The organism is Pseudomonas sp. MOIL14HWK12:I1 (genome assembly GCF_000510705.1).
Taxonomy (GTDB): Bacteria; Pseudomonadota; Gammaproteobacteria; order Pseudomonadales; family Pseudomonadaceae; genus Chryseomonas; species Chryseomonas oryzihabitans.
Genome location: NZ_KI783307.1, coordinates 1,033,409 through 1,059,295, shown reverse-complemented (window position 1 = coordinate 1,059,295; position 25,887 = coordinate 1,033,409). Strand labels below are relative to the sequence as shown.

Here is a 25,887-nt window from a genome sequence, read left to right as displayed (position 1 = left end):
ACTGAGATCCCTTTTTATTGAAGTGATGACACCCCGGGTGCCCGAAACCCGCGTCTCTAATACTTACGGCAGGACGTTGAGGACTTCGTAACAGGCACCCATGGTGTGGTAGTCGACCTTGCCGGCCGGACTCTTGTCGTCGGAGTACTTTTGGTTCCGACGGTCGAGCAGGCGCCACCACGCGCCGTGCTCGTGATCGATGAAATGCGTCCAGCTGTAGCGCCAGAGCGCCTCATAGTGTTCCCAGTAGCGCGCCTCGCCACTGCGCTCCGCGAGCAGCGCCGCGGCGGCCAGGGCTTCGGCCTGCACCCAGAAATACTTGTCCGGATCGCAGGGCGAGCCGTCCGGGGCGAAGCCGTAGTAGAGACCGCCGTGCTCGTCATCCCAACTCAGGCGCCAGGAGATGTCGAACAGCGCCTGGGCGCGCGGCAGCAGCCAGGGCTGCGGGCGATGACGCTCGAGGATGAGCAGCAGCTTGGCCCATTCGATCTGGTGCCCCGGCTGGAAACCCCAGGGCCGGAACAGGTTGGCCGGATCGTCGCGGTTGTAGTCCCAGTCGATGGACCAGTCGCTGTGGTAGTGCTCCCAGACCAGGCCGCCGGGGACCTCGTCGGCCACCCCGCCCTGCCCTAGGGTCAGTGCGGCCTGGCGCTGGGTCATGTTGCGCGCCAGGGTCTCGGCGCGGTCCAGGTAGCGCACCTCGCCACTGGCTTCGAAGGCGGCCAGCAGGGCTTCGCAGGCGTGCATGTTGGCGTTCTGGCCGCGATACGGCGCCACGGTCTGCCAGTCGGCGCTGATCTCGTCGACATAGAGGCCATCGGCTTCGCGCCAGAAATGCGTCTCCAGGGATTCCCAGGCTTCGCTCAGCCAGCCGCGGGCTTCCTCGATGCCGGCCTGCAGGCCGTGGGCATAGGCCAGCACCACGAAGGCCAGGCCATAGCAGTGATTGGTGCCATCCACCACGGTGTCGCCGTCGAGCAGCCAGGCATAGCCGCCATTGGCCTGGCGATGCCGCTCGCGCAGGTATCTCAGGCCATGGCGAGTCGCGTCCAGAAAGGCCGGATCGCCATAGTGCCGGTAGGCCATGGCGAAATCGAAGACGAAGCGGGTGCTGGAGACCAGATGGCGGGTCCGGCTGTCGTAGACCGTGCCGTCGTCCTTGAAGAAGTGATAGAAGCCGCCTTGCGGATCGACACAGCGGGGATGGTAGAACGCCAGGGTGTGGCGGACGTGCTCCAGCAGGGTGTCGCGACGACGAAAATCGGGGAAGTCCATCGGGTTTCCTTGGCGGCTATTGTTGTTGTGGGAACGCGGTCTAGTGGGGGCTCACCTGCAGCAGGGCTTCGACGTCGGCGCGGGTCGGCGCATAGGCGCCGGCATGGCGGCAGGACACCGAGGCACTGGCCGCGGCGAATCTCAGGCGCTGCTGCAGATCGGTCAGGCCCAGCAGGCCGGAGGCCAGCCAGCCGGCCATGCAGGCGTCGCCGGCACCCACGGTGTCGGCCACGTCCACGGCGATGGCGGCCTGCTGCCACTCGCCTTCCGGCGTATAGAGCACCAGGCCGTGTTCGCCGCGGGTGAAGAGGATGCGGGCGTGGGGATTGAGAGCGCGCAATTCGTCCAGCGCGGCACGCTCGTCCATACCCGGATAGATCTGGCGGATGTCTTCGTCGGACAGCTTGATGTCGTCGGCCAGGCGCACCAGCTCGGGAAAGGTCTGCTGGCGATAGCGATCGTCCATCAGGTTGCGCCAGTTGGGATCGTAGCTCAGGCGCTTGCCGGCGGCCTTGGCCTGACGGGCCAGGTCCAGCAGGGTGTCGGCCAGCGGATAGCGGGCCAGGCTGATGCAGCTGAAATGGCAGACCTCGGCGGCCTCCAGCCAGCCTTCGGGCAGCAGCGCCGGATCGAACTGGAGATCGGCTTCGCCAGCGAAGAAATAGCGCGGCGGACGACTCGACGGCACGATGGCCACCAGCGGATCGGCGGCGACGCGCTGCAGGAAGCGGGTATCGAGGCCGGCGGTTTCCGACTGCCAGGCGATCTCGTCACCCAGACCGTCCTGGCTGATGGCGCCGCCAAAGGCGCTTTCCACGCCCAGCCGGGCCAGGCCACGCGCTACGTTCCAGGGGGCACCGCCCGGGTAACCCCGCCATTCGCCAGGATTACCCTGGACGATGTCGGTGAGGGCTTCGCCAAAGACCACAACGCGGGGTAGTGCCATTGTTGTTCTCCTGTCTGTCACGGCGGCCGGAGCTGCACTCCTGGCCTCTGGTAGGGCCGCGACCCGACGTCAGGCGCGGCGGCGGGCGGACCTTACCATTGCTGTAACGTTTCAGCCATGAGCTCCGTTCAAGAAAGTCGGCGACCGCTCGCAGGATCGAACAGCACCGCCCGTCGCGAATCGATCCGCCACAGCACCTGGTCGCCGGCCCGCGGCGCTTCACCCGGGGCCACCCGGCAGCAGACCTTGGTGCCGTTCCACTCGGCATACAGCAGGGTATCGGGCCCGGTCGGCTCGACCACCTGGATCCGCGTCAGGATGCCTGGCACGGCGTTGTCCGCCGGATGCGCCGACTGAATCTGCTCCGGGCGCACCCCAAGGATAGCCTCTCGCCCCGCGAGCGCCGGGTCCAGATCGGGCAGGTCCACCTGGCTGTCGCCGATATCACCGGTGACGCGGGCGACCACCCTGCCCTCGCGCGCTTCCAGGCGCACCGGCACGAAGTTCATCGGTGGCGAACCGATGAAGCTGGCGACGAAGAGATTGGCCGGATCGTTGTAGATCTCCTCGGGGGTGCCGAATTGCTGCACCTCGCCGTCCTTCATCACCGCGACGCGGTCGCCCAGGGTCATGGCTTCGATCTGGTCATGGGTGACGTAGACGGTGGTGGTCTGCAGGCGCTGGTGCATCAGCTTGATCTCGGTGCGCATCTCCACCCGCAACTTGGCGTCGAGGTTGGACAGCGGCTCGTCGAACAGATAGAGCTTGGGCCGGCGGGCCAGGGCGCGGCCCATGGCCACCCGCTGCTGCTGACCACCGGAGAGCTGCGCCGGCTTGCGGTCCAGCAGATGCTCGATCTGCAGGAGCTTGCTGACCCGCGCCACCTCGGCGTCGATCTGCTCCTTGGGCGTCTTGCGGATCTTCAGGCCGAAGGCGATGTTCTCGCGCACGGTCATGGTCGGATACAGGGCGTAGGACTGGAACACCATGGCGATATCCCGGTCCTTGGGCTCGACCTGGGTGACGTCCTCGCCGTCCAGGCAGATGGCGCCGCTGCTGATTTCTTCGAGGCCGGCGATGGCGTTCATCAGGGTGGATTTGCCGCAGCCGGAGGGCCCCACCAGGATGAGGAACTGGCCGGCGTCGATGCGGATGTCGATGCCCTTGAGGGCTTCCTGGGCGGCGTTGCCGTAGGTCTTGCGTACGCTTTTGAGTTCGAGAGCTGCCATGGTGGCTTTCCTTATCCTTTGACCACGCCCGAGGTCAGGCCCCGGACGAAATACTTACCCGCGAAGATGTAGACCAGCAGCGTCGGCAACGCGGCGATCATGGCGGCCGCCATGTCGACGTTGTATTCCTTGGCGCCGGTGCTGGTGTTGACCAGGTTGTTCAGGGCGACGGTGATGGGCTGCGACGAGCCGCTGGCGAACACCACGCCGAACAGGAAGTCGTTCCACACCTGGGTGAATTGCCAGATCAGGCTGACCATCACGATGGGCGTGGACAGCGGCAGCAGGATCTTGAAGAAGATGGTGAAGAAGCCCGCCCCGTCCAGCCGCGCCGCCTTGATCAGGGCATCGGGGATGCCTACGTAGTAGTTGCGGAAGAACAGCGTGGTGAAGGCCAGGCCGTAGATCACGTGCACCAGCACCAGGCCGGCGGTGGTGTTGGCCAGGCCCAGCTGGCCGAGGGTGAAGGACATCGGCAGCAGGATCACCTGGAAGGGAATGAAGCAGCCGAACAGCAGCAGGCTGAACAGCAGATTCGACCCGCGGAACTGCCACTTCGACAGGGCGTAGCCGTTGAGCGCGCCGATGAAGGTGGAGATGAGCACCGCCGGGACGGTGATCATGAAGGAGTTCCAGAAGTAGCTGTGCACCACGTCCCAGGCCTTGAGCCAGCCGATGATCGTCCAATCCAGGGGCAGGCTCAGCAGGTTGCCGGTGCGGACGTCGTCCGGGGTCTTGAAGCTGGTCAGCAGCATCACTAGCAGCGGCACCAGATAGACCGCGCAGGCGATGATCAGGGTGGCGTGGATGGCCACGCGATTGACGTTCAGAGCCTTAGCCATTTCGCTTGCTCCGCAATTCCGAGTAGAGGTAGGGCACCAGCACCGCCAGCACCGCGCCGAGCATCAGCACCGCACTGGCCGAACCCAGGCCCATCTGGCCGCGGGTGAAGGTGTGCTGGTACATGAACACCGCCGGCAGGTCCGAGGCGTAACCGGGGCCGCCCGCGGTCATGGCCATCACCAGGTCGAAGCTCTTGATGGCGATGTGGGCGAGGATCATCACCGCACTGAAGAACACCGGCCGCAGGCTGGGCAGGACGATGCGCAGGTAGATGGTCGGCAGCCCTGCCCCGTCGACCTGAGCGGCTCTGAGGATGGAGGAATCCACGCCGCGCAGGCCGGCGAGGAACATGGCCATGACGAAGCCCGAGGCCTGCCAGAGGGCGGCGATCAGCAGGCAGTAGATGACCCGGTCGGGATCCACCAGCCAGTCGAAGCGAAAGCCCTCCCAGCCCCAGTCGCGCAGCAACTTGTCCAGCCCCATGCCGGGGTTGAGCAGCCACTTCCAGGCGGTACCGGTGACGATCATCGACAGCGCCATGGGATAAAGGTAGATGGTGCGGATGAAGCCTTCACGGCGGATGCGCTGGTCCAGCAGGATGGCGAAGAAGACGCCGATGGCCAGGCTCAGCAGGATGAACAGGCCGCCGAAGATCGCCAGGTTCTTGCAGGCCACCAGCCAGCGATCGTTTTCCATGAGCCGGGCGTACTGGGCGAAGCCGGCGAAAGTGTAGCTGGGCAGGAAGCGCGAGTTGGTAAAGGAGATCACCGCCGTCCACAGCATGTAGCCATAGAGGCAGACGACCATGGCGATGGCCGTGGGCGCCAGCACCAGCTTGGGCAGCAGGCGCTGCAGCCGGTCCGGACGTCGACTGACGGTCGCGACGGGAAGGGTTTCGGTAAGAGCCATGGGGCGCTCCCAAGGGGTGGTATTATTTTTATGGAGCTGGCCGGTCTCAGAATGCATCGCGGCACAGCACCTGGGCTTATCGCGGCCATGGGCCGCTCCTACAGGCAGTTCGGGCGCCTGCAGGAGCGGCCGCAGCGGCGGACCGCCATGGCCGCGATTGGCCTTACTTGGCGGCCTGGATGGCGGCGACCAGTTGCTCGGTGGCCTTCTTCGGATCGGCGTTGGCGTCGTTGAAGAAGTTGGTCACCACGTCGAAGATCGCACCCTGCACATAGCTGGTGTTGGCCATGCTGTGCGCCATGCTCGGCTCGGCCTTGCCGTCGGCGTTGGCCGCCTGGAAGTCCTTGGCGGACTGCTGGGCGCAGCTGTCGAACTTGGCCAGGTCGATGTCGTTGCGTACCGGGATGGAGCCCTTGTTGAGGTTGAAGACCTCCTGGAAGGGCTTGTCGATGACCGTGCGCACCAGGTCGTCCTGGGCCTTCTGGTTGTCCTTGTTCTTGATCTTGAACATGGCCAGGGAGTCGATGTTGTAGATGAAGTCGCCCTGGGTGCCCGGCATCACCACGCACTCGTAGTCGACGCCCGGCTTCTTGCCGGCAGCGGTGAATTCGGCCTTGGCCCAGTCACCCATGATCTGCATGCCGGCCTTGCCCTCGATGACCATGGCGGTGGCCAGGTTCCAGTCGCGACCGGCGGCGTTGGGATCGACATAGCCCTTGATGCGCTTGAAGGTCTTGAACACCTCGACCATCTTGTCGCTGCGGATGGTGTCGGCATCGGTCTGGACGAAGACCTTGTCGTAGCCTTCCGGGCCCATGATGGCCATGACCAGAGATTCGAAGATGGTGCCGTCCTGCCAGTTCTGGCCGCCATGGGCCAGGGGCACGACGCCGGCGGCCTTGAGCTTGTCGGCGGCCTCGAAGAATTCGTCCAGGGTGGTGGGGACCTTGGCGCCGGCCTTCTTGAAGACGGCGGGGTTGATCCACAGCCAGTTGATGCGGTGGATGCCGGCCGGTACCGCGACGTATTCGCCATCGTGCTGCATGGTCTGGGCCACGCGCTTGGGCAGGATGGTGTCCCAGTTGCCCTGCTTGGCGATGTCGCTGATGTTGGCCAGGAAGCCCATGCCGGCCCATTCTTGGATGTCCGGGCCCTTGAGCTGGGCGGCGGACGGCGGATTGCCGGAGACGGCGCGGGTCTTGAGCACGGTCATGGCGGCCTCGCCGGCGCCACCGGCCACGGCGAAGTCCTTCCAGGTATCGCCCTGCTTCTGCATCAGTTGCTTGAGGACATCGACGGCGCGAGCCTCGCCACCGGAGGTCCACCAGTGCAGCACCTCGACCTCACCGGCATGGGCGGTCAGGGGGGCGGCGAGCGCGGCGCAGGAAAGGGAAACGGCGAGAGCGAGACGATTCAACGCATTCATGAGGGGGTCGTTCCTTGTTGTTTTTTTATTGGAGCTGGGCCGAGTCTAGTCAGACGACTGCGGCCGTGGGTAACGAAGGGAAGGAGATTTGTCACGGGCTGGTGACATAGCGAAAGACGGCTACCTAGCTGCGCGGCAGGGTCAGGGTAACCCGAAGACCGCCCTCGCGCCGGTTGCGCAGCTCCACCTCGCCACCATGGGCATGGGCCAGGTTGCGGGCGATGCCCAGGCCCAGGCCGTAACCCTGGCGGTCGGTGGCCAGGCGGACATGGGGCTGGAACACCTGCTCCAGCTCCTGCTCCGGCACTCCCGGGCCTTCGTCGTCGACATGCAGGACGAAGGCCTGGCCGTCGTCTTCCACCTGCAGGTGGGCGCGATAGCCATACTTGAGGGCATTGTCCAGCAGGTTGCCGATGCAGCGTTTCAGCGCCAGCGGCTTGCCCAGCAGGGTGCCCCGGGCTTCACCGGTGAGGCGCACCCGCGGTGGCTGCTCCTGGGTGAAGGGCTCCACCAGCTGCAGCAGCAGCGCCTGCAGGTCGACCGGCTCCAGATTCTCGTGGATGTCGGTGTCCTTGACGCACTGCAGGGCGCCCTTGACCAGCAGGTCCAGCTCGTCAAGATCGCGCACCAGCTTGGCCTGCATCACCTCGTCGTCCACCAGCTCGGCGCGCAGGCGCAGCCGGGTAATGGGCGTGCGCAGGTCGTGGGATATGGCGCTGAACAGCTGAGCGCGCTCGTCCAGGTAACGGGCGATGCGTTCACGCATGGCGTTGAAGGCGCGGGTGACCTCGCGGATCTCCTGGGCGCCCTCCTCGCGCACCGGCGGCGTATGGACCTCCAGCGACAACTCTCGCGCGGCACGCGACAGCCGCTTGAGCGGGCGACTCTGCCAGCGGATCAGCAGGCCGATGAACAGCAGCAGGAAGGCACTGCTGAAGACCATGAACAGCAGCTGCTGCAGCGGCAGCCAGGACTCGTCCAGGCTGTAGTAGGGCGCCGGCATCAGGGTGGCGAGATACACCCACTCCCCTTCGCCGATGCGGATCTGGGTCACCAGCACCGGCGGCTCCAGCGGCTCCAGACTCAGGGCGTAGTGCGCCCAGGAGCGCGGCAATTCGTCGAGCGCCACGGCGCCGTTGAACAGCCGCAGCTGCTGCGGGCCGATGAATTCGACGTACATCGGCATGGCCGCGCCCAGGCGCTCGCGCAGCACCGCCTCGACCCCCTGGAGCACCGCCCGGCGGCCGGGCGTATCCGGCAGTGCCTGCATGGTCAGCGGCTTTTCGTTGAGGGAGACGAAGAAGCGCGTGCCGCCCATGTTGCGCAACTGCTCCAGCACCAGCGGCCGATAGGCCGGCGGCAGCAGGCTGAAGTAGCGCACGCTGGCGGCGATGGAATAGCCCAGGCTGCGGGCCGCCGTCTGCAGGCCCTGGTTGCGGTCGCTGCGCAGGGAGGCGGACCAGAACAGTGCCGAGGCACCCTGGGCCAGGAGCACCGCCAGCAGGGTCAGGAGCAGCATCCGCGCCAACAGGGAACGCGGCACCAGCCGCGCGAGCAGACCGCTACACCGCATCGGCGACCAGTCCGCTGACCTCGGCGGCGAGCAGATAGCCGGAACCCCGTACGGTGCGGATCAGCCGCGGCGACTTGCCGGTGTCTCTCAGGCGCTGGCGCAGGCGACTCACCGCCATGTCGACGATGCGCTCCAGCGGCAGCACCTCGCGGCCGCGGGTGGCATTGGCGATGGTGTCGCGATCGAGGATCTGCTGGGGATGGTCGAGAAACAGCTTGAGCAGGGTGAAATCGGCGCCGGAGAGGATCACCTCCTCACCGTCGCGATGGAACAGCCGGTGGCTGACCGGATCCAGGCGCCAGTCGTCGAAGGTGAGCAGACCGGTGGCCGCCGGGCGCGTCTCGCCAAAGCCGGCCCGGCGCAGCAGCGCCTTGATGCGCGCCAGCAATTCACGCGGACTGAAGGGCTTGCCCAGGTAATCGTCGGCGCCCAGCTCCAGGCCGATCACCCGATCGGCTTCGTCGGAACTGGCGGTGAGCATGATGATGGGCACCTGGCGGCAGCTCGACTGCTCGCGCATCCAGCGGCAGAGGGCGAAGCCGTCTTCGCCGGGAAGCATGACGTCGAGGATCAGCAGATCGGGGACGAAGTCGCCCAGCGCCCGGCGCAGTTCGCGGCCGTCGCCGACGGCGCGCACCCGATAGCCGGCACGGGTGAGATAGGCGTCGAGAAGCTCACGGATTTCCCCGTCGTCGTCGACGACCAGGAGGGATTTGCCCAGGGTGGACATGGCGATGTTCGCTCTTGTTGTCTTGGCCGGAGGCCAGCTACCGGTAGTGCCGGCAGCATACCGGGGTCGGGCGACCTTGAGTAGTCGCCCGACCCCGGGGGTGGATCAGGCCTGCCGTGCCTCGGCGATGGTCTGATCCAGGGCGACGCCGGCACCGAACAGGCCCGGGTACTCGGCGGTCACCAGCCAGGCCGGGATGTCCTTGAGGTAGGCGCTGCTGGTCTTGCCCTTGTCGGCGAAGGCATGGGCGAAGGCCCCGCTCTGGAAGCGCTCGACGAAGCGCGGCAGGATGCCACCGGCGATGTAGACGCCACCCAGGGCGCCCAGGGTCAGGGCCGCGTTGCCGGCTACCCGCGCCAGCCAGATGAAGAACTGTTCCAGCACGGCGTCGGCATAGGGATCACCCTTGAGCGCTAGCTCGCAGATGTCCGCCGCGCTGTGCAGGGCGGCGGTCCGGCCGTCCAGTTCGCAACTCGCGTGATAGAGGTTGACCAGGCCGCTGCCGGACACCACGCGCTCGGCGGAGACGTGGTTGCCGAACTGGCGCTTGAGGATCTTCCAGATATCGAATTCGCGCTGAGTGTTGATCGGCAGGTCTACATGACCGCCCTCGCTGGGCAGCACGATCCAGCGATCCTTGCCGCTCGGCACCAGGCTGGCGAGACCCAGGCCGGTGCCCGGCCCGATCACCAGGCGCGGGCGGGTCGGCAGGGCAATGCCGTCGCGCACCTGGACGGAGTCCGCCGGATCCAGGCGGGCGATCGCCCAGGCCATGGAGGTGAAGTCGTTGATCAGCAGCAGATGGGTCAGGCCCAGCTCGCGGCAGAACTGCTCGCGCTTGATCACCCAGTGATTGTTGGTGAAGCGGAAGTCACCCTCGCCCACCGGGCCCGCACAGGCGAGGCACACGGCGGTGATGTCGTCCAGCGCCACGCCGGTCTGCGCCAGGTACTTGCGCACGGCGTCTTCCGGGCAGGCGTAATCCGCACAGGCGAAGACCTCGATGGCCTCCAGGCGACCGTCGCGCCACAGGGCGAAGCGGGCATTGGTGCCCCCGATGTCGCCAACCAAAGCCAAACTCATTTCAGCGCCTCCAGGCTGGAAGTAAATGCACTGGCACCCGATTCGGCCGTGCTCATGGCGCCGCGCATGAAGGCGAACAACTCACGACCACAGCCTACCCCGGTGCCCTGGGGCGCTTCGACCGCCTGGCGGGCCATCCATTCGTCCGCCGGGACCAGAATCTTCAGCTCTCCGGTACGCCCATCGACGCGGATGAGATCGCCATCACAGACCTTGGCCAGCGGACCGCCATCGATGGCTTCCGGGCAGACGTGAATCGCCGCCGGAACCTTGCCCGAGGCGCCGGACATGCGGCCGTCGGTGACCAGCGCCACCTTGAAACCGCGATCCTGCAGCACGCCCAGGTAGGGGGTGAGCTTGTGCAACTCGGGCATGCCCAGGGCCTTGGGTCCCTGGAAGCGTACCACCGCGACGAAATCGCGCTCCAGTTCGCCAGCCTTGAAGGCGGCCGCCAGTTCGCTCTGGTCATGGAAGACCCGCGCCGGGGCTTCCACCAGCTGGTGCTTGGGCGCCACGGCCGACACCTTCATCACGCCGCGACCGAGGTTACCCTGCATGACGCGCAGACCGCCCTCCTCGTTGAACGGGCGACTGGCCGGACGCAGGATGTCTTCGTCCAGGCTCTCGGCCCGGCCGGTGCGCCATTCCAGCTTGCCCTCCACCAGGAAGGGTTCCTGCAGGTAGCGCGACAGGCCACGGCCCATGATGGTGTTGACGTCTTCGTGCAGCAGCCCGGCCTCGAGCAGGGTGTGCACCATGAAGTTGACGCCACCAGCGGCGTGGAAGTGGTTCACGTCGGCCTTGCCGTTGGGATAGACCTGGGCCAGGGTCGGGGTCACCGCCGAGATCTCGGCCATATCGTCCCAGGTCAGCTGGATGCCGGCGGCCTGGGCGATGGCCGGGATGTGCAGGGTGTGGTTGGTCGAGCCGCCGGTGGCGCTCAGGGCCACCACCGAGTTGACGATGGACTTCTCGTCGACGATCTCGCCCAGCGGCATGAAGTTGCCGCCCTGGTGGGTGATGCGGGTCACCTGGCGCGCCGCCTCGCGGGTGAGTTCGTCACGCAGCGGGGTGTAGGGATTGACGAAGGAGGAACCCGGCAGGTGCAGGCCCATGACCTCCATCACCACCTGGTTGGTGTTGGCGGTGCCATAGAAGGTGCAGGTGCCGGGGCTGTGGTAGGACTTCATCTCCGATTCCAGCAGCTCTTCGCGGGTCGCCTTGCCCTCGGCGAAGGCCTGGCGCACGCGCGCCTTCTCCTTGTTGGAGATGCCCGACGGCATGGGGCCGCCCGGGACGAAGATCATCGGCAGATGGCCGAAGCGCAGCGCGCCGATCATCAGGCCGGGAATGATCTTGTCGCAGATGCCGAGCAGCAGCGCGGCGTCGAACATGTTGTGCGACAGGGCCACGGCGGTGGACATGGCGATGACTTCGCGACTCGCCAGACTCAGCTCCATGCCGGCCTCGCCCTGGGTCACGCCATCGCACATGGCGGGTACGCCACCGGCGAACTGACCGACGGAGCCGATCTCGCGCAGGGCCTGCTTGATGATCTCCGGATAGTGCTCATAGGGCTGGTGAGCCGACAACATGTCGTTGTAGCTGGAAACGATGGCGACGTTGGCCTGGTCCATCAAACGGAGGCGCTGCTTATCCGTCGAGGATCCACACCCGGCGACGCCATGGGCGAAATTGGCGCATTGCAGTTTGCCGCGCTGCGGACCGTCGCTGGCGGCGGCCCGGATCATGGCGAGGTAACGCTCACGGGTCGGACGACTGCGTTCCACCAACCGCTGTGTGACTTCGAGGACGCGAGGATGCATGGTTTCGATTCTCCACCGGGCTAAATTTGTTGTTATTTAAAACATTCACAGCCAAATTGGCGCTATTATTCCGCTTAGCACGCGTCATGTGTAATGTTTTTTACAACAAAACCCAGCTATCGCGAGGTTTCTCTCAATGAGTATTCGTATTGCCATCAATGGTTTTGGACGCATCGGCCGCAACGTGCTGCGGGCGCTGTATACCGAGGGCTATCGCCAGGACCTGGAGGTCGTCGCGATCAACGACCTGGGCGACGCCGCCATCAATGCGCATCTCCTACAGTATGACAGCGTTCATGACCGCTTCCCTGCCGAGGTGTCCGTCGAGGGCGACAAGCTGGTGGTCAATGGCGATCGCATCGCCGTGACGGCCATCCGCAATCCGGCCGAGCTGCCGTGGAAAGAGATGAAGGTCGACGTGGTGTTCGAGTGCACCGGTCTCTTCACCAACCGCGACAAGGCCGCTGCCCACCTGGAAGCCGGCGCCTCCAAGGTGATCATCTCGGCCCCGGGCAAGGACGTGGACGCCACCATCGTCTATGGCGTCAACGACAACATCCTGCGCCAGTCGCACCAGATCATCTCCAACGCCTCCTGCACCACCAACTGCCTGGCGCCCGTCGCCCAGGTGCTGCAGCGCGAACTGGGCATCGAGAACGGTCTGATGACCACCATCCATGCCTACACCAACGACCAGAACCTGTCGGACGTCTATCACTCCGACCCCTTCCGGGCGCGTTCGGCCACCCAGTCGATGATCCCGACCAAGACCGGTGCCGCCGAGGCCGTGGGCCTGGTACTGCCGGAGCTGCAAGGCAAGTTTAGCGGCATGGCCGTGCGGGTGCCGACCATCAACGTATCACTGGTCGATCTGACCATCCTGACCGCCAAGGAAACCGACGCCAAGACCATCAACGCCTTCATGAAGGCCGCGGCCGAAGCCTCGCCGGTACTGGGTTACAACGACAAGCCGCTGGTCTCCATCGACTTCAACCACAACCGCCTGTCGTCGATCTTCGACGCCAACCACACCAAGGTGAGCGGCAAGCTGGTGAAGATCATGGCCTGGTACGACAACGAGTGGGGCTTCTCCAACCGTATGCTCGATACCTGCAAGGCGCTGGTCAACGCGCCGGCCTGAGGTCTGTAGGACTCAGCTGAAAAAGCGCCTTCGGGCGCTTTTTTCGTTTTCGGCTGCGGCAAGGTCGGTCCATGGATGCGGCCGCTCCTGCGGGGGGATCTCCGAAGATAAGAGCTACTGTCTTTATCGCGGCCATGGGCCGCTCCTACAGCAGCTGGATCTTCTGTAGGAGCGGTCGCTACGGCGCACCGGCATGGCCGCGATACGAATCGGAGTCTGTTCCGGTCACGCACCCATGGTGAGCCCTGCCCTCACCCCAACCCTCTCCCCGAGGGAGAGGGGGCTGTTCGAGCGAGCGGTTGGCCTTCCGCGGCCAGGAAAGCACCGTAGCGTGGAAAACGGCGCAGCCTTTTCCGCCTGGGCCTTCATCGTGAAGCGTGCCCTCACCCCAACCCNCTTCCGCGGCCAGGAAAGCACCGTAGCGTGGAAAACGGCGCAGCCTTTTCCGCCTGGGCCTTCATCGTGAAGCGTGCCCTCACCCCAACCCTCTCCCCGAGGGAGAGGGGGTTGTTCGAGCGAGGGGTCTGCTTTTGGCGGAAAAGGGGCGGTTCAGCGTGTAGCTTGGGTTGAGCACAGTGAAGTCCAACACCTCCTGCATCAAACCTCCTCCTCCTCATCCGCCGCCTGCTGCAGATCATCGAAATCGGTCTTGAGGCCGGTTTCCATGGCGTCCAGCTCGGTGAGCAGGGTGCGGAAGCTGGTTCGTTCGGGAAGCACCAGGGTGCCCTCCTCCACTTCTTGCGCATCACCGACGCCCAGGGCCGCCAGACTCAGTTCGGGGTCTTCCAGCACCGAGGCCGGCTCGGGCTCCAGTTGGCGGACTTCTGCCAGGGGCGGCAGTTGGTCCAGGCTGCGCAGGTCGAAATAGTCGAGAAAGGTCTTGGTGGTGGCGAACATGGCCGGGCGCCCGGGCACGTCGCGATAGCCGACCACGCGGATCCAGTCGCGCTCCAGCAGCGTCTTGACGATCTGGCTGTTGACCGCCACCCCGCGCACCTCCTCGATCTCGCCGCGGGTGATGGGCTGGCGATAGGCGATCAGCGCCAGGGTCTCCAGCATGGCGCGGGAATAGCGCGGCGGGCGCTCTTCCCAGAGCCGTCCGACCCAGGGCGCGTACTTTTCGCGCACCTGTAGACGATAGCCGGAGGCCACTTCCTTGAGTTCGAAGCCGCGCTTGCGGCAGGAGCCGCCGAGCACCGCGAGACCAGCACGCAGGTGGGCGGGCTCGGGGCGTTCGTACTCTTCGAAGAGTTCGGCCAGGCGCTCCAGGGTCAGGGGTCGGCCGGCGGCGAGCAGGATGGCTTCCAGCAGCGGCGCCAGTTGCTTGGGATCGGTGTAGTTCATGGGCGGCGATGATAAGGCCGGGCGCGGGTGCCGCCAAATCCAACCTGTCGCAGGATGGCCAGATTCGTGGGGTGTTTGACCTTGTCGCCAGCCTGGCGGCCAGGGCATCCTCGGCAGATCGCTACGGAGAGCCACCCATGCCGCTGATCGCCGCCCTGCTCTATCCCGATGTCATGAGTCTGGACGTCACCGGTCCGCTGCAGGTGTTCGCCTCGGCCAATCTGGAACGGGAGCGCCAGGGGCTGCCCGCCCACTATCAGTTGCGCCTGCTGGGCGCCGCCGAAGGGCTGGTGCGTACCTCCGCCGGGATCGGCATCCAGGCCGAACAGAGCTGGTACGACCTCGACGTGGGCGAGGTGGACACCCTGCTCGTCCCCGGCGGCCTGGGCATCGAGACGCTGCGCCAGGACGCCGGGCTGCTGGCCTGGCTGCGCGACCTGGAACCCCGGGTACGACGACTCGGCTCGGTGTGTTCCGGCGCCCTGCTGCTGGCCAGTGCCGGGCTGCTGGACGGCCGGCGCGCCACCACCCACTGGGCCTATGTCGACGAACTCGCGACCTTTCCGGCCATCGCGGTGCAGGGCGATCGCCTGCATACCTACGATCCCCAGGGACGCGATGGCGATCCCCATGTCTTCACCTCGGCCGGTGTCACCGCCGGCATCGACCTGGCGCTGGCGCTGGTGGAAGCCGACCTGGGGCGTCCGCTGGCCCTGGCGGTGGCGCGCCGGCTGGTGATGTTCCTGCGCCGCCCCGGTGGCCAGGCGCAATTCAGCGCCTGCCTGGCGCCCGATCCGGGGCGGACGCCGCGACTGGCCGCCCTGCTCGACTGGATTCCCGGTCACCTGGGGGAAGACCTGGGCCTGGAGCGACTGGCCGAGCGCGCCCATATGGCGCCGCGCACCCTGTCGCGCCTGTTCAGCCGCGAGGTGGGCATGGGACCGGGGCGCTATGTCGAGCAGGTCCGCCTGGAGACGGCGCGGGTGCTCCTGCAGGACGGCCAGGCCTCCATCGCCACGGTCTCACGCCTGTGCGGCTTCGGCCATCCGGAAAATCTCCGGCGCACCTTTCACAAGCACCTGGCGGTCAGCCCCCAGGACTACGCGGCGCGTTTTGGCGCCTGATCAGGGAGAGACAGTCATGCTGGACATGCGTAGCTCGTGTGAACACTGCGCCAAGGCGCTGCCGATGGAGAGCGAGGAGGCGCTGATCTGCTCCTATGAGTGCACCTTTTGCGCGGAATGCGCCGCGGGGCCGCTGCAGCAGCGCTGCCCGAATTGCCAGGGGGAGTTGCTCAGGCGACCGCGGCGGGTACCAAAGGACCCGGAAGATTGAATCGACGCCGGGCGTATCGACAGCCGTAGCGTGGAAAACGGCGCAGCCTTTTCCACTGGGCGTCCGCGGTGAGGCGTGCCCTCACCCCAACCCTCTCCCACAGGGAGAGGGGGCTATTCGTGCAGGCGTTCGGCGCTCGCGGAACCGGTAGGCTCCCGATCGATCGTCAGGCTATTACCGTAGGCGCACTGTAGTGCCCAGTGTCAGCGGTAAGGCGTGCCCTCACCCCAACCCTCTCCCACGGGGAGAGGGGGCTATTCGTGCAGGCGTTCGGCGCTTGCGGAACCGGTAGCTGCCGATCGGTCATCGGGCTATCACCGTGGGCGCACTGTCGTGCCCAGTGTCCGCGGTGAGGCGTGCCCTCACTCCAGCCCTCTCCCACGGGGATAGGGGGCTATCCGCCCTGCCCTCACCGCAACAACCCCGCCTCCGCCCGGATCGGCTCGGGCGTAGGCTCGCCCAGCAGGTCCAGCACGGCGATCTCCAGGCCGCGGCTGAGGGCGTCCAGTGGCAGGTGGTTGGGCTGGGTGCCGAAGGGATCGGCGATCTGGTCGCCCAGGGCGTCCAGGCCGAAGAAGGTGTAGGCCAGCACCAGCACCGCCAGGGGCGTGAACCAGCCCAGGCTGTCCACCAGGCAGAACGGCAGCAGGAAACAATAGACGTGCACCACCCGGTGCAGCATCAGGATGTAGGGATAGGGAATGGGCGTCTGGCGGATGCGCTCGCAGCCGCTGAGCACCGCGGTCAGCCGGTCCAGCTGGTGGTCGAGGTTGGCGATCAGCGGATCGCCGAGGCCTTCCTCGCGGGCCCTGGCGACCAGCCGGGTGCCCAGCCGGCGGATCAGCGCGCTGGGTCGGTGCGGTGCCGCGAGCAAAGCATCCTCTCCCACCAACACGCGCTGCAGATCGGCCGACGGCGCTTCACGGCGTAGGTGGTCACGCAGGGCATAACCAAAGGCCAGCAGCGGAGTCAGCAGCTCGCGGCGCTCGGTCGAGCTCAGCCCCGGCAGCAGGGTCTCGACCTGGCGCGCCAGGTTGCGCCCGGCGATCAGCAATTCGCCCCACAGACCGCGCGCCTCCCAGAAGCGTTGGTAGGCGGTGGTGTTGCGAAAGCCGAGAAAGATCGCCAGGGTCAGACCCCAGAGGGTCAGCGGCGTGGTGGTCAGGCCGAAGTCGAAGCGCAGGAAGACGCCATGGCTCAGGGTCACCGCCAGGCTCAGCAGCACCACATAGAGCAGCTTGGGCCAGATCGCCTGGACGATGGAGCCGCGCACGGTGAACAGCAGCTCGCGCAGCGAGGGATTCTGGGGACGGGTGATCACAGCGGTGTTCTCGATTGAGGTAAGGACTTCGACGCTATCCGCGTCCGGCAGTGCCTGGGGCCCCTCGCGGTTCAGGGTCCGAACAGCACCCCGACCAGGGCCCCGCCGGCCAGCAGCCACAGCGGATGCCAGCGGGTGAACAGCGAGCCCAGGGCGCCTGCGGCCAGGATCAGCACCCACAGCGGCGCGGTGGCCACGCTGCTGCCCACCAGCCAGGCGCTGGCCGCCACCAGGCCAACGGTGACCGGCACCAGCCCGGCCTGCAGATGCCGCCGCCAGGGGCGATCGGCGAAGCGCTGCCAGAGGTGTAGCACGCCCAGGGTCAGCAGCGAGGACGGCACGAACTTGGCCAGGGAGGTCACCAGCAGCCCGGGCCAGCCGGCCACGTGCCAGCCGATCAGCGGCACGATCATCAGATTGGGACCGGGCGCGGCCTGGGCCAGGGCGAACAGGGCGGCGAAGTCGGCGGCGCTCATCCAGCCGTGCACCGTCACCACCTGGCGCTGCATCTCCGGCAGCACCGAGTTACCGCCGCCAAAGGCCAGCAGCGAAAGCTGGGTGAAGATCAGCGCCAGGGCCAGGAGAGTCGTGCTCATAGGCCCTGCCGATAGCTGAGCAGCACGCTGATGGGGGTGAGCACCAGCATGGTCCAGAGCAGCGGCAGTTTGAGCAGCGCCAGGGCGAGAAAGGCCAGGCAGGCGATGCCCAGGGCCAGCCAGCGACCGCGCAGGGGCTGGACCAGCTTGACGGCCATGGCCACCAGCAGCCCGGCCGCCGCGGCGGCGAGTCCGGCGAAGGCGCGCCCCACCAGCGGATCGTCGTGGTAGCGGTCATAGAGCACGCCCAGGCCGACCACCACCAGGGTCGGCCCCACCAGCAGTCCGGCGGCAGCGGCCAGGGCGCCGCTCCAGCCGGCGAATCTCATGCCCACCGCCACCGAGAGATTGATGATGTTGCCGCCCGGCAGGAACTGACAGAGACCGAGCAACTCGGTGAATTCCTCCGCCGACAGCCAGCGACGCTTCTCCACCAGGTAGCGCCGCGCCAGCGGCAACACCCCGCCGAAGGCCGTGATACCCAGGCCGAAGAAGCCCAGGAACAGATCGCGGCGGCGCGGGCGGTTCAGGGTGGGAGCGGTCTCCATGGGCACCTCTCAGCTAGAGCCAGAGCGACAACAATAGCGTACCCGCGAGGCCGGTGACGGAAACCAGCGTCTGCAGCACCGACCAGACCCACAGCGTCTGCTTGAGCTCCAGGCCGAAGTATTCGCGCACCATCCAGAAGCCGGCGTCGTTGACGTGGCAGAAGAACACCGAACCGGCGCCGATGGCCAGGGCGATCAGCGAAGCCTGGGGACCGGCCAGCCCGGCCACTACTGGCGCGAGGATCCCGGCCGTGGTGGTGGTGGCCACCGTCGCCGAACCGGTCGCCTGGCGCAGCGCCACGGCGATCAGCCAGGCCAGCAGGATGTAGGGCAGATGGGCGCCTTCGGCCACCTTGGCCACGGTATGGCTGACGCCGGCGTCGAGCAGTGTCTGCTTGAGGCCGCCGCCGGCGCCGATGGTGAGCAGCAGCGCGGCGATGGGCGCCAGGCTCTTGCGCAGCACGCCACCGACGCGCTCGCGCGGCATGCCGCTGCCCCAGCCGAGCAGCACCGTGGCCGCCAGCACGGCGAGACCCAGGGCGATCAGGGGTTCACCGAGAAACTTCAGCCCCTCCGCCAGACCGCTGTGGGGATCCAGGGCGACCTTGGCGAAGGTGCTGCCCAGCATCAGCAGCACCGGCAGCAGGATCACCAGGAGCGACAGGCCGAAACCCGGCTGGCGGGCGTGCTGGTCGCGGGCGCTGAACAGCTCGCCCAGTTCCGCCGGCGGCTGGATGGTCATGCGCCGCGACAGCCAGCCGCCGTACAGCGGGCCGGCCAGGATCACCGCCGGGATGGCGATCGCCAGCCCCAGGAGCATCGTCAGGCCGAGGTCCGCGTGCAGCGCCCCGACCGCAATGAGCGGACCGGGATGCGGCGGCAGCAGGGCATGCAGGGTGGTCATGCCCGCCAGCGCCGGAATGGCGATGCGCAGCAGCGGCTGTCCGGAGCGCTGCGCCATGACGAAGATGATGGGCACCATCAGCACCAGGCCCACTTCGAAGAACAGCGGCAGACCGATGACCATGGCCACCAGCGCCATCACCCACGGCAGGCTGCGGCCCTTGCCCAGCCCCAGCAGGGTACTGGCGATGCGGTCGGCGGCGCCGGACTCGGCCATCAGCGCGCCGAGCATGGAGCCCAGCGCGATGATGATGCCGGCCTCGCCGAGGATGCCGCCCGCGCCCTTGCTGAAGGCCTTGGCCACGGCCTCGGCGGGCAAGCCGGCGCCCAGGCCGGCGATGAAGGTGCCGATGAGAATGGACAGGAAGGGGGGCAGACGGGTGACGCCGATGAGCAGGACGATGGCCAGGATGGCGGCCAGGCAGCACGAGATCAGCCGGGTGTCGTGGGCGACCCAGGCGAGCGCAGCAGGATCCACAGGTGACTCCTTGTAACTTATTGTTTCAGGATTACCTTAACCGAACGCCGGCCGAGGTACGACGTAAATCGAAATAAAGCCTGTCGCTTATTGCACTTAGCTTGCGAACCTCAGCCGTTTCGCACGATCCAAACAGCGTTCGGTCGTGACCGAATCCCTTACCCTTTGCTTGCAGGCGGTTGGCATGAACGAAACCTCTACTCTCTGGCAGCAGACCCTCGCCCAGTTCCGCGACGGCACCGGCTCCACCCTGCCCACCCCGGGCAGTGGCGCGGCGGCTACGGTGGCAGCCTGCCTGGGTGTCGCCCTGATCCTCAAGGGCCTCAAGCTCAGCCAGCAGCGCCAACCGGTGACCCGCCACGCCGACCTGATCACCGTCGGCGAGCGCCTGCAGGAAGCCCTGAGCACCTGCGCCGATGCCGATGTGCAGGCCTTCGCCAACTACCTGGAAGCCGATCGCCAGGCCAGCGGCGCCAGTGCCGAGGGCGAACGCCGCCAGCAGGCGCTCAATCTGGCCGCGGCCAATGCCGTGCAGATCCCCATCGCCACCGCCCAGCTGTGCCTGGAGGCCCTGGACCTGGCCGTCACGGCCACGCCGCTCACCGTCGAGCCGCTGCGCAGCGACACCCTGGCCGGTGGCCGCCTGGTCCATGGTGCCCTGGGCGCCGTGCTCACTACCGTGGATGCCGACCGCAATGGCCTGAAATCCGGCGACGCCCGGGAAGCCGCCCGGCAGATGCGCGACAAGCTCCAGCAGCAGGCCGACCAGCGTCTCGCCCTGCTGAGCGCCACCCCCGTACCGCCGGCCATGGGCTGACGCGCGGTGCTGGCCCGCCTGGGCTGGGTCCTGCGCGGACTGCAGCGACGCCTGTGGTTTCGCGCCACCCTGTTCTCGGTCGCCGGGGTGGCGACCGCCCTCCTCGCCCTGCTCCTGCGCGACCATATCCCGACCACGCTGCCGGCCAAGGTCGGCGCCGATGCGGTCGACAAGATCCTCACCATCATCGCCAGCAGCATGCTGGCGGTGACCACCTTTTCCCTCAGCACCATGGTGACGGCCTACAACGCCGCCGCCAGCAGCGTGACGCCCCGTGCCTATCCGCTGCTCCTGGAAGACAGCACCACCCAGAACGCCCTGGCCACCTTTCTCGGCTCCTTCCTGTTCAGCCTGGTCGGCATCATCGCCCTGAGCACCGGGCTCTACGGCGACAACGGCCGGGTGGTGCTCTTCGCCGTGACCCTGGTGGTGATCCTGCTGATCGTCTTTACCCTGCTGCGCTGGATCGACCATCTCTCGCGACTGGGCCAACTGGATGCCACCAGCGACAGCATCGAAGACGCCGCCAGACACAGTCTGCAGCGCTGGCTGGCCCAGCCATACCTGGGCGGGGTGGCGGCGCCCGTCGATGAGCCCGCCAGCGGCCGCCCGGTCATGGCCGATCGCACCGGCTATCTGCAACGGGTCGACATGCCGCTGCTGGCCGACCTCTGCGGCGACCAGGGTCGCCTGCGCCTGGCCGCCCTGCCCGGCGCCTTTCTCGATCCGGCGCAGCCGCTGCTCTGGGTCGAGGGCCTGCCACCGGAAAAGGACCAGCGTCTGCGCACCGCCTTCACCCTGGATGCCCGCCGGGTACACGACCAGGATCCGCGCTTCGGCCTGACGGTGCTCGGCGAGATCGCCACCGGGGCGCTGGTGCCCTCGCGCAGCGACTCGGGCACCGCCATCGCCATCCTCGGTCGCGCGCAACGGCTGCTGACGGCGCTCACCGAGCCACGGGAAGCGGTCGAGCCCCGCTATCCGCGGATCGAGGTGCCGGAGCTGTCGCTGGATGACCTGTTCGACGATTTCTTCCTGCCGGTGGGTCGCGATGCGGCGCCGCTGGTGGAAGTGGGCATGCGGCTGCAGAAAGCCCTGGCGCGCCTGGCGGTCCAGGGCGATGCCCGGATCAGGCGCGAGTGCCTGCGCCATTCGCGCCTGGCGCTGGCCCGCGCCGAGGCCACCCTTGGCCAGGCCGAGGACCGCGTCATCCTCCAGCAGCTGGCCGCGGACGTCGAACGCCTCTGCACGGCGCGCCAGTAGTGCAGCGCTAGCGCGACCAGGCCGGATCGGTGGTGAAGGCGATGGTCAGCCAGCGGTCCGGCCCCTCGCCGCCGATGGCCTCGCCGATCTGGTCGCGGATGGCGTCCCATTCGTCCAGGGTCTTGGCCGGCCACCCCAGGGGCACGATGAAGTACAGCTCGATCTGCCGCGCCCGGCCGACCTTGGCCACATAGGCGCGATAGTCGAGAAAGCCGAAGCGCGTGACCATGCCCCGGGCGACTTCATCGACCTGCCGCTTGAGCTCCGGCGGGGTCACCATGAGGATCTCCCTGACGGCCTGCCAGACCAGCCTGAGCGGTATGGGGATGATCAGCACGGAGATGATCGACAGCACCAGGGGATCGATGTAGGGCGTGACCCAGGCATAGGCCGTGCCCTGGGCCAGGGCGCCGATCAGGAAGGCCACCACCAGGGCAGCCGAGATGCTGCCCGACATGATCCAGCTCTTGATGTCGAGCCTGAGGAAGTCCGACTGGATGTCGCGGTTCAACCGGTGCACCAGGGCGGCGAATCCAAAGCAACTCAAGGCCGCGACCAGCGCATAGAGCAGCGCCATGCCGAATGCCAGTGCCTTGCCGCCACTCATCAGGCTGATGATCGAGTTGACAAGCGCGTAACAGGCCACGATGCACAGCACGCTGCCGTTGAGCGCCAGGACCATGGGTTCGAGGTGCCAGAAACCCATGTTGAAGCGCTCGGCCAACCGCCGATCGCCCTCCGGTTCCTGCGCATGCCGGTGGATCAGCATGGCCACCAGCAGCGCCACGCCGCTCATGAAGGCGTCGGTCAGCGAATAGAAGCCGTCGAAGACGATGGCATAGGAACCGGACAGCACCCCGAAGGCGATACCCACGGCCGCCAGCAGCACCGTGACGGCAATGGAAAAGCGCAGCACCCTGCGCTCGTTGCTCAGCCATTTCAGCATGATCGACTCCGGCCACGGGATCGCCTCCAGGCGTGGCCAACGGGTTGAGTTAACGCCAAGCATAGAGGCCGACAGCTCAACCTGCATGGGCGGTCCGGCAAGGCTTCCATGCGCGGACGCAATCAAAAGGCGGTGGGCTTCGGGTGTACACTGCAGCGGTGCTTTTTTCTCCCGGGATCTCTGGCAGCCGCCTGTCCCATACCGTGGAATCCTCAACGGCGACCCACCATGATCGAAGTTACCGAACGCTCCATCGCCGAGTTGCGTCGCGCACTCGAAACCGGCCAGACCACTGCGGTAGCGCTGGTCGAGGCCTACCTGGCCCGGATCGACGCCTACGATCCACCCAGCAGCGCCACCGCGCTCAATGCCGTGGTGGTGCGCAACCCCGAGGCCCTGGCCGAAGCCGCCGCGTCCGATCGCCGGCGCGCCCGCGGTGAGACCCTGGGGCCGCTGGACGGCATCCCCTACACGGCCAAGGACAGCTACCTGGTCAAGGGCCTTACCGCCGCCTCCGGCAGCCCGGCCTTCAAGAACCTGGTCGCCCAGCGCGACGCCTTCACCGTCGAGCGGCTGCGCGCCGCCGGCGCCATCTGCCTGGGCAAGACCAACATGCCGCCCATGGCCAACGGCGGCATGCAGCGCGGCGTCTATGGCCGCGCCGAAAGCCCCTACAACGCCGGCTACCTGACCGCGCCCTTCGCCTCCGGCTCCTCCAATGGCGCTGGCACCGCCACCGCGGCCAGCTTCGCCGCCTTCGGCCTGGCCGAGGAAACCTGGTCCAGCGGCCGCGGCCCGGCGTCCAACAACGGCCTGTGCGCCTACACCCCCTCGCGCGGAATCATCTCGGTGCGCGGCAACTGGCCGCTGACGCCGACCATGGACGTGGTGGTGCCCTATGCCCGCACCATGGCCGATCTGCTGGAAGTGCTCGACGTGGTGGTGGCCGACGATCCCGATACCTCCGGCGACCTCTGGCGCCTGCAACCCTGGGTGCCGCTGCCGCTGGCCTCGGCGGTACGTCCGGCGTCCTACCCGGCCCTGGCCACCGGTCCCAATGCTCTGGCCGGCAAGCGCCTGGGCGTGCCGCGCATGTTCATCAACCAGGATCCGGACGCCGGCACCAGCGAGAATCCCGGCATCGGCGGTCCCACCGGCCAGCGCATCCAGACCCGCGACTCGGTGATCGCCCTCTGGGAACAGGCCCGCACGGCCCTGGAAGCCGCTGGCGCCAGCGTGATCGAGGTGGACTTCCCGCTGGTCTCCAATTGCGAAGGCGACCGCCCCGGCGCACCCACGGTGTTCAACCGCGGCATCGTCTCCCGGGAATTTCTCCATGACGAACTCTGGGACCTGTCCGCCTGGGGCTTCGACACCTTCCTGCGCGACAACAACGATCCCAGGCTCAATCGCCTGGTGGACGTCGACGGCGAGCTGATCTTTCCCCACGAGCCCGGCACCCTGCCCAATCGGGAAGGCGACCTGGCCGCCGGCATGGCCGAATACGTGCGCATGGCCGAGCGGGGACTCAAGACCCTGGAGCAGATCGCTACCCTCCCCGACGGCCTGCGCGGCCTGGAACGGACGCGCAAGCTGGACCTGGAAGACTGGCTGGAAGCCCAGGGCCTGGACGCGGTGCTCTTTCCCACCGTGGCCGACGTGGCCCCGGCGGATGCCGAGATCAATCCCGCTTCGGCCGACATCGCCTGGAGCAACGGCGTCTGGGTCGCCAACGGCAACCTCGCCATCCGCCACCTGGGCGTGCCGACTGTGACCGTGCCCATGGGCGTGATGGCCGACATCGGCATGCCGGTGGGCCTGACCTTCGCCGGTCGCGCCTATGACGACGCCAACCTGCTGCGCCTGGCCGCCGCCTACGAGGCGACCGGCTCCAAGCGCCAGATACCGCCACGGACGCCGCCGCTGGTGGGTTGAGCGGAGACGGCGTGGACGCTGGCCGCCAGGCGTCACCCGGCGGCCGGAATCGGAGGATGCCCCCTGGCGTCAAGGCGCGCTAACCGGAGTGTCCAGCCACGGGCCGGTTATGCGGACGCCGCCAGCGGCCTAAGGTGGGTTCCAGGCAGGTGCCGTTTGCCGGCGCCGCTGCCCACCTCATTCCGACCTGCACGAGCCTACCGCCATGAATCCAGCCAAACGTCTGACCGGAAGCGCGCTGCTGGCGCTCGCCCTTTTGAGTGTTCTCTGGAGCGGCGTCGCAGCCGCCGAATCCACCGCTGAACGCAACCAACGCCTGGTCGAACGGGCCTTCGCGAACTGGAGCGCGGGCCGCGGCAGTCTGTTCGACGACCTGCTCTCGCCCACGGTGGTCTGGACCATCCGGGGCAGCGGTCCGGCAGCGGGCACCTACCATGGCCGCGAGGATTTTCTGCAACGCGCCGTACGCCCCTTCGCGCAGCGCCTGGCCACGCCCATCGTGCCCCGGGTCGAGGGCATCTGGGCACGCGAGGATCAGGTCGTGGTGCGCTGGATGGGTACGGCCACCGCGCGCGATGGGGCGCCCTATCGCAACGAATACGTGTGGATCTTCAGGATGGACGGGGCACGGGCGACCCAGGTCGAGGCCTTTCTCGATCTCGTCCCCTACCAGGACGTCATCGACCGCATAGCCCTGGCAGACTCCTCGCCCGCCATGCCCAGCGCAGAACGGCAGGCGCCCTGACGCCACCCCCGTGCGATCACGGCCGATGAGCGTCCCAGAGCGTCATCGCCAGGGCGATGGCGCCCTCGATCACGGGCAACGCCACGCCATCCCGCGCCATGGGTGAAATGCCCAGCAGCAAGCCTTCGAACAGCGTCGCCAGGGCAGGCGCTTCGGTGCCCGCCGCGAGATCGCCACGGTCGATACCGCGCCTGACGCAGGCCAGCAGCCCGGCGCGGATCCGCGCACGGGCCTCGCGCAGGGGCAGCGGAATGCTGGAGTCTTCATCCGCATAGGAGCCCAGGGTGCCGAGCGCCACCAGGCAGCCCTTGGGCAGGCGCTCGTCGCACTGCATCCGCGCGGAACGCCCGAGGGCCGAGGCGATCGCCTCCCGCGGGGCCAGGGTCTCGTCGAACAGCGGATCGTTCACCCGGCCATGGGTCTCCATGTAGCGGGCGACTACCTCCTTGAACAGCGCCTCCTTCGAACCGAAGGCCGCATAGAAGCTGGGCGCGGTGATGCCGCCGCCGATCGCCGCCTTGAGCCGACTCAGGGAGGTCGCCTCATAGCCATAGCGCCAGAACAGCAGCATCGCGTCATCGATTGCCTGGGTGCGGTCGAAGGACCGCGGACGCCCCACCTGAGCCACAGCCGTACTCCTCGTCAAAATCGATTTTTATACTAAACGATACAGAA

At 67.1% G+C, this 25,887-nt stretch carries 24 protein-coding genes; 7 read left to right on the top strand and 17 right to left on the bottom strand.

Annotated features, from left to right (window positions below):
* Window positions 1-63 precede the first annotated feature (63 nt).
* The 10 genes from PSEK12I1_RS0114920 to edd form a co-directional block, all read right to left on the bottom strand.
* Window positions 64-1,275: an AGE family epimerase/isomerase gene (locus tag PSEK12I1_RS0114920; RefSeq protein WP_027602047.1), complete on the bottom strand. Its 1,212-nt coding sequence runs from the start codon at window positions 1,273-1,275 to the stop codon at window positions 64-66.
* A gap of 40 nt (window positions 1,276-1,315) precedes the next feature.
* A complete protein-coding gene (locus PSEK12I1_RS0114915; RefSeq protein ID WP_027602046.1) occupies window positions 1,316-2,221 on the bottom strand; it encodes a carbohydrate kinase in 906 nt (301 codons plus the stop codon).
* 128 nt (window positions 2,222-2,349) lie between these two features.
* Entirely contained in the window at window positions 2,350-3,450 is a 1,101-nt protein-coding gene (locus tag PSEK12I1_RS0114910) for an ABC transporter ATP-binding protein (protein ID WP_027602045.1), read from the bottom strand.
* 11 nt (window positions 3,451-3,461) lie between these two features.
* Window positions 3,462-4,292 carry a carbohydrate ABC transporter permease gene (locus tag PSEK12I1_RS0114905; protein WP_007158674.1) on the bottom strand — a complete coding sequence of 277 codons (831 nt, stop codon included), beginning with the start codon at window positions 4,290-4,292 and terminating at the stop codon, window positions 3,462-3,464.
* Entirely contained in the window at window positions 4,285-5,202 is a 918-nt protein-coding gene (locus tag PSEK12I1_RS0114900; RefSeq protein WP_027599667.1) for a carbohydrate ABC transporter permease, read from the bottom strand. The genes PSEK12I1_RS0114905 and PSEK12I1_RS0114900 overlap by 8 nt, the downstream gene beginning before the upstream one ends.
* Before the next feature lie 163 nt (window positions 5,203-5,365).
* On the bottom strand, window positions 5,366-6,628 hold the full coding sequence (locus PSEK12I1_RS0114895; protein ID WP_027599668.1) for an ABC transporter substrate-binding protein: 1,263 nt from the start codon (window positions 6,626-6,628) through the stop codon (window positions 5,366-5,368).
* A gap of 124 nt (window positions 6,629-6,752) precedes the next feature.
* On the bottom strand, window positions 6,753-8,201 hold the full coding sequence (locus PSEK12I1_RS0114890) for an ATP-binding protein (RefSeq protein WP_007158677.1): 1,449 nt from the start codon (window positions 8,199-8,201) through the stop codon (window positions 6,753-6,755).
* Window positions 8,191-8,931, bottom strand: a complete 741-nt coding sequence (locus PSEK12I1_RS0114885; protein WP_027599669.1) for a response regulator — start codon at window positions 8,929-8,931, stop codon at window positions 8,191-8,193. The genes PSEK12I1_RS0114890 and PSEK12I1_RS0114885 overlap by 11 nt, the downstream gene beginning before the upstream one ends.
* Before the next feature lie 105 nt (window positions 8,932-9,036).
* Complete coding sequence (locus PSEK12I1_RS0114880; RefSeq protein ID WP_007158679.1) at window positions 9,037-10,014, bottom strand: glucokinase; 978 nt, start codon at window positions 10,012-10,014, stop codon at window positions 9,037-9,039.
* The gene (gene edd / locus PSEK12I1_RS0114875; protein WP_027599671.1) at window positions 10,011-11,840 is read right to left on the bottom strand and encodes a phosphogluconate dehydratase; all 1,830 of its coding nucleotides are present in this window, start codon (window positions 11,838-11,840) and stop codon (window positions 10,011-10,013) included. Before edd ends, PSEK12I1_RS0114880 begins: the two co-directional genes overlap by 4 nt.
* Before the next feature lie 136 nt (window positions 11,841-11,976).
* Between edd and gap the strand changes: the two genes are divergently transcribed.
* Entirely contained in the window at window positions 11,977-12,981 is a 1,005-nt protein-coding gene (gap, locus tag PSEK12I1_RS0114870) for a type I glyceraldehyde-3-phosphate dehydrogenase (protein ID WP_007158681.1), read from the top strand.
* Between the two features lie 597 nt (window positions 12,982-13,578).
* Here gap and scpB read toward each other — a convergent pair.
* On the bottom strand, window positions 13,579-14,325 hold the full coding sequence (gene scpB / locus PSEK12I1_RS0114865; RefSeq protein ID WP_027602044.1) for an SMC-Scp complex subunit ScpB: 747 nt from the start codon (window positions 14,323-14,325) through the stop codon (window positions 13,579-13,581).
* A 137-nt stretch (window positions 14,326-14,462) separates the two neighbouring features.
* Between scpB and PSEK12I1_RS0114860 the strand changes: the two genes are divergently transcribed.
* Window positions 14,463-15,449, top strand: coding sequence for a GlxA family transcriptional regulator (locus PSEK12I1_RS0114860; RefSeq protein WP_007158683.1), 987 nt, complete (start codon window positions 14,463-14,465; stop codon window positions 15,447-15,449).
* A gap of 16 nt (window positions 15,450-15,465) precedes the next feature.
* Complete coding sequence (locus tag PSEK12I1_RS0114855; protein ID WP_027602043.1) at window positions 15,466-15,660, top strand: DUF1272 domain-containing protein; 195 nt, start codon at window positions 15,466-15,468, stop codon at window positions 15,658-15,660.
* A gap of 409 nt (window positions 15,661-16,069) precedes the next feature.
* Here PSEK12I1_RS0114855 and PSEK12I1_RS0114850 read toward each other — a convergent pair whose 3' ends face one another.
* The 4 genes from PSEK12I1_RS0114850 to PSEK12I1_RS0114835 form a co-directional block, all read right to left on the bottom strand.
* Window positions 16,070-16,981, bottom strand: coding sequence for a bestrophin family protein (locus PSEK12I1_RS0114850; RefSeq protein WP_027602042.1), 912 nt, complete (start codon window positions 16,979-16,981; stop codon window positions 16,070-16,072).
* Window positions 16,982-17,052: 71 nt separating this feature from the next.
* The gene (locus PSEK12I1_RS0114845; protein WP_007158686.1) at window positions 17,053-17,577 is read right to left on the bottom strand and encodes a chromate transporter; all 525 of its coding nucleotides are present in this window, start codon (window positions 17,575-17,577) and stop codon (window positions 17,053-17,055) included.
* Entirely contained in the window at window positions 17,574-18,125 is a 552-nt protein-coding gene (locus PSEK12I1_RS0114840) for a chromate transporter (RefSeq protein WP_027602041.1), read from the bottom strand. The genes PSEK12I1_RS0114845 and PSEK12I1_RS0114840 overlap by 4 nt, the downstream gene beginning before the upstream one ends.
* 13 nt (window positions 18,126-18,138) lie before the next feature.
* Window positions 18,139-19,506, bottom strand: a complete 1,368-nt coding sequence (locus PSEK12I1_RS0114835; RefSeq protein WP_007158688.1) for a gluconate:H+ symporter — start codon at window positions 19,504-19,506, stop codon at window positions 18,139-18,141.
* A gap of 184 nt (window positions 19,507-19,690) precedes the next feature.
* Between PSEK12I1_RS0114835 and PSEK12I1_RS0114830 the strand changes: the two genes are divergently transcribed.
* Together PSEK12I1_RS0114830 and PSEK12I1_RS0114825 are read left to right on the top strand one after the other, a co-directional pair.
* Entirely contained in the window at window positions 19,691-20,323 is a 633-nt protein-coding gene (locus PSEK12I1_RS0114830) for a cyclodeaminase/cyclohydrolase family protein (protein ID WP_027602040.1), read from the top strand.
* A gap of 6 nt (window positions 20,324-20,329) precedes the next feature.
* On the top strand, window positions 20,330-21,586 hold the full coding sequence (locus tag PSEK12I1_RS0114825) for a DUF2254 domain-containing protein (RefSeq protein WP_027602039.1): 1,257 nt from the start codon (window positions 20,330-20,332) through the stop codon (window positions 21,584-21,586).
* Between the two features lie 7 nt (window positions 21,587-21,593).
* Here the strand turns inward: PSEK12I1_RS0114825 and PSEK12I1_RS0114820 are convergent, their stop codons facing one another.
* Complete coding sequence (locus PSEK12I1_RS0114820) at window positions 21,594-22,532, bottom strand: cation diffusion facilitator family transporter (protein ID WP_027602038.1); 939 nt, start codon at window positions 22,530-22,532, stop codon at window positions 21,594-21,596.
* Window positions 22,533-22,760: 228 nt separating this feature from the next.
* On the opposite strand from PSEK12I1_RS0114820, the gene PSEK12I1_RS0114815 reads away from it, so the two are divergent.
* The gene (locus PSEK12I1_RS0114815) at window positions 22,761-24,467 is read left to right on the top strand and encodes an amidase (protein ID WP_027602037.1); all 1,707 of its coding nucleotides are present in this window, start codon (window positions 22,761-22,763) and stop codon (window positions 24,465-24,467) included.
* A 205-nt stretch (window positions 24,468-24,672) separates the two neighbouring features.
* Window positions 24,673-25,212, top strand: a complete 540-nt coding sequence (locus tag PSEK12I1_RS0114810; RefSeq protein WP_027602036.1) for a nuclear transport factor 2 family protein — start codon at window positions 24,673-24,675, stop codon at window positions 25,210-25,212.
* A 16-nt stretch (window positions 25,213-25,228) separates the two neighbouring features.
* On the opposite strand, the gene PSEK12I1_RS0114805 is transcribed toward PSEK12I1_RS0114810, so the two are convergent.
* Entirely contained in the window at window positions 25,229-25,840 is a 612-nt protein-coding gene (locus PSEK12I1_RS0114805) for a TetR/AcrR family transcriptional regulator (RefSeq protein ID WP_027602035.1), read from the bottom strand.
* Window positions 25,841-25,887: the final 47 nt, after the last annotated feature.

What these genes read in the sequence shown, in the direction of transcription:
- PSEK12I1_RS0114880 (WP_007158679.1), bottom strand. Translation starts at nt 10,014, where the DNA reads ATGAGTTTGGCTTTGGTTGGCGACATCGGGGGCACCAATGCCCGCTTC.
- PSEK12I1_RS0114840 (WP_027602041.1), bottom strand. Translation starts at nt 18,125, where the DNA reads ATGGAGACCGCTCCCACCCTGAACCGCCCGCGCCGCCGCGATCTGTTC.
- PSEK12I1_RS0114885 (WP_027599669.1), bottom strand. Translation starts at nt 8,931, where the DNA reads ATGTCCACCCTGGGCAAATCCCTCCTGGTCGTCGACGACGACGGGGAA.
- gap (WP_007158681.1), top strand. Translation starts at nt 11,977, where the DNA reads ATGAGTATTCGTATTGCCATCAATGGTTTTGGACGCATCGGCCGCAAC.
- PSEK12I1_RS0114910 (WP_027602045.1), bottom strand. Translation starts at nt 3,450, where the DNA reads ATGGCAGCTCTCGAACTCAAAAGCGTACGCAAGACCTACGGCAACGCC.
- PSEK12I1_RS0114830 (WP_027602040.1), top strand. Translation starts at nt 19,691, where the DNA reads ATGAACGAAACCTCTACTCTCTGGCAGCAGACCCTCGCCCAGTTCCGC.
- PSEK12I1_RS0114855 (WP_027602043.1), top strand. Translation starts at nt 15,466, where the DNA reads ATGCTGGACATGCGTAGCTCGTGTGAACACTGCGCCAAGGCGCTGCCG.
- edd (WP_027599671.1), bottom strand. Translation starts at nt 11,840, where the DNA reads ATGCATCCTCGCGTCCTCGAAGTCACACAGCGGTTGGTGGAACGCAGT.
- scpB (WP_027602044.1), bottom strand. Translation starts at nt 14,325, where the DNA reads ATGAACTACACCGATCCCAAGCAACTGGCGCCGCTGCTGGAAGCCATC.
- PSEK12I1_RS0114920 (WP_027602047.1), bottom strand. Translation starts at nt 1,275, where the DNA reads ATGGACTTCCCCGATTTTCGTCGTCGCGACACCCTGCTGGAGCACGTC.
- PSEK12I1_RS0114900 (WP_027599667.1), bottom strand. Translation starts at nt 5,202, where the DNA reads ATGGCTCTTACCGAAACCCTTCCCGTCGCGACCGTCAGTCGACGTCCG.
- PSEK12I1_RS0114815 (WP_027602037.1), top strand. Translation starts at nt 22,761, where the DNA reads ATGATCGAAGTTACCGAACGCTCCATCGCCGAGTTGCGTCGCGCACTC.
- PSEK12I1_RS0114820 (WP_027602038.1), bottom strand. Translation starts at nt 22,532, where the DNA reads ATGCTGAAATGGCTGAGCAACGAGCGCAGGGTGCTGCGCTTTTCCATT.
- PSEK12I1_RS0114810 (WP_027602036.1), top strand. Translation starts at nt 24,673, where the DNA reads ATGAATCCAGCCAAACGTCTGACCGGAAGCGCGCTGCTGGCGCTCGCC.
- PSEK12I1_RS0114845 (WP_007158686.1), bottom strand. Translation starts at nt 17,577, where the DNA reads ATGAGCACGACTCTCCTGGCCCTGGCGCTGATCTTCACCCAGCTTTCG.
- PSEK12I1_RS0114905 (WP_007158674.1), bottom strand. Translation starts at nt 4,292, where the DNA reads ATGGCTAAGGCTCTGAACGTCAATCGCGTGGCCATCCACGCCACCCTG.
- PSEK12I1_RS0114860 (WP_007158683.1), top strand. Translation starts at nt 14,463, where the DNA reads ATGCCGCTGATCGCCGCCCTGCTCTATCCCGATGTCATGAGTCTGGAC.
- PSEK12I1_RS0114895 (WP_027599668.1), bottom strand. Translation starts at nt 6,628, where the DNA reads ATGAATGCGTTGAATCGTCTCGCTCTCGCCGTTTCCCTTTCCTGCGCC.
- PSEK12I1_RS0114890 (WP_007158677.1), bottom strand. Translation starts at nt 8,201, where the DNA reads ATGCGGTGTAGCGGTCTGCTCGCGCGGCTGGTGCCGCGTTCCCTGTTG.
- PSEK12I1_RS0114915 (WP_027602046.1), bottom strand. Translation starts at nt 2,221, where the DNA reads ATGGCACTACCCCGCGTTGTGGTCTTTGGCGAAGCCCTCACCGACATC.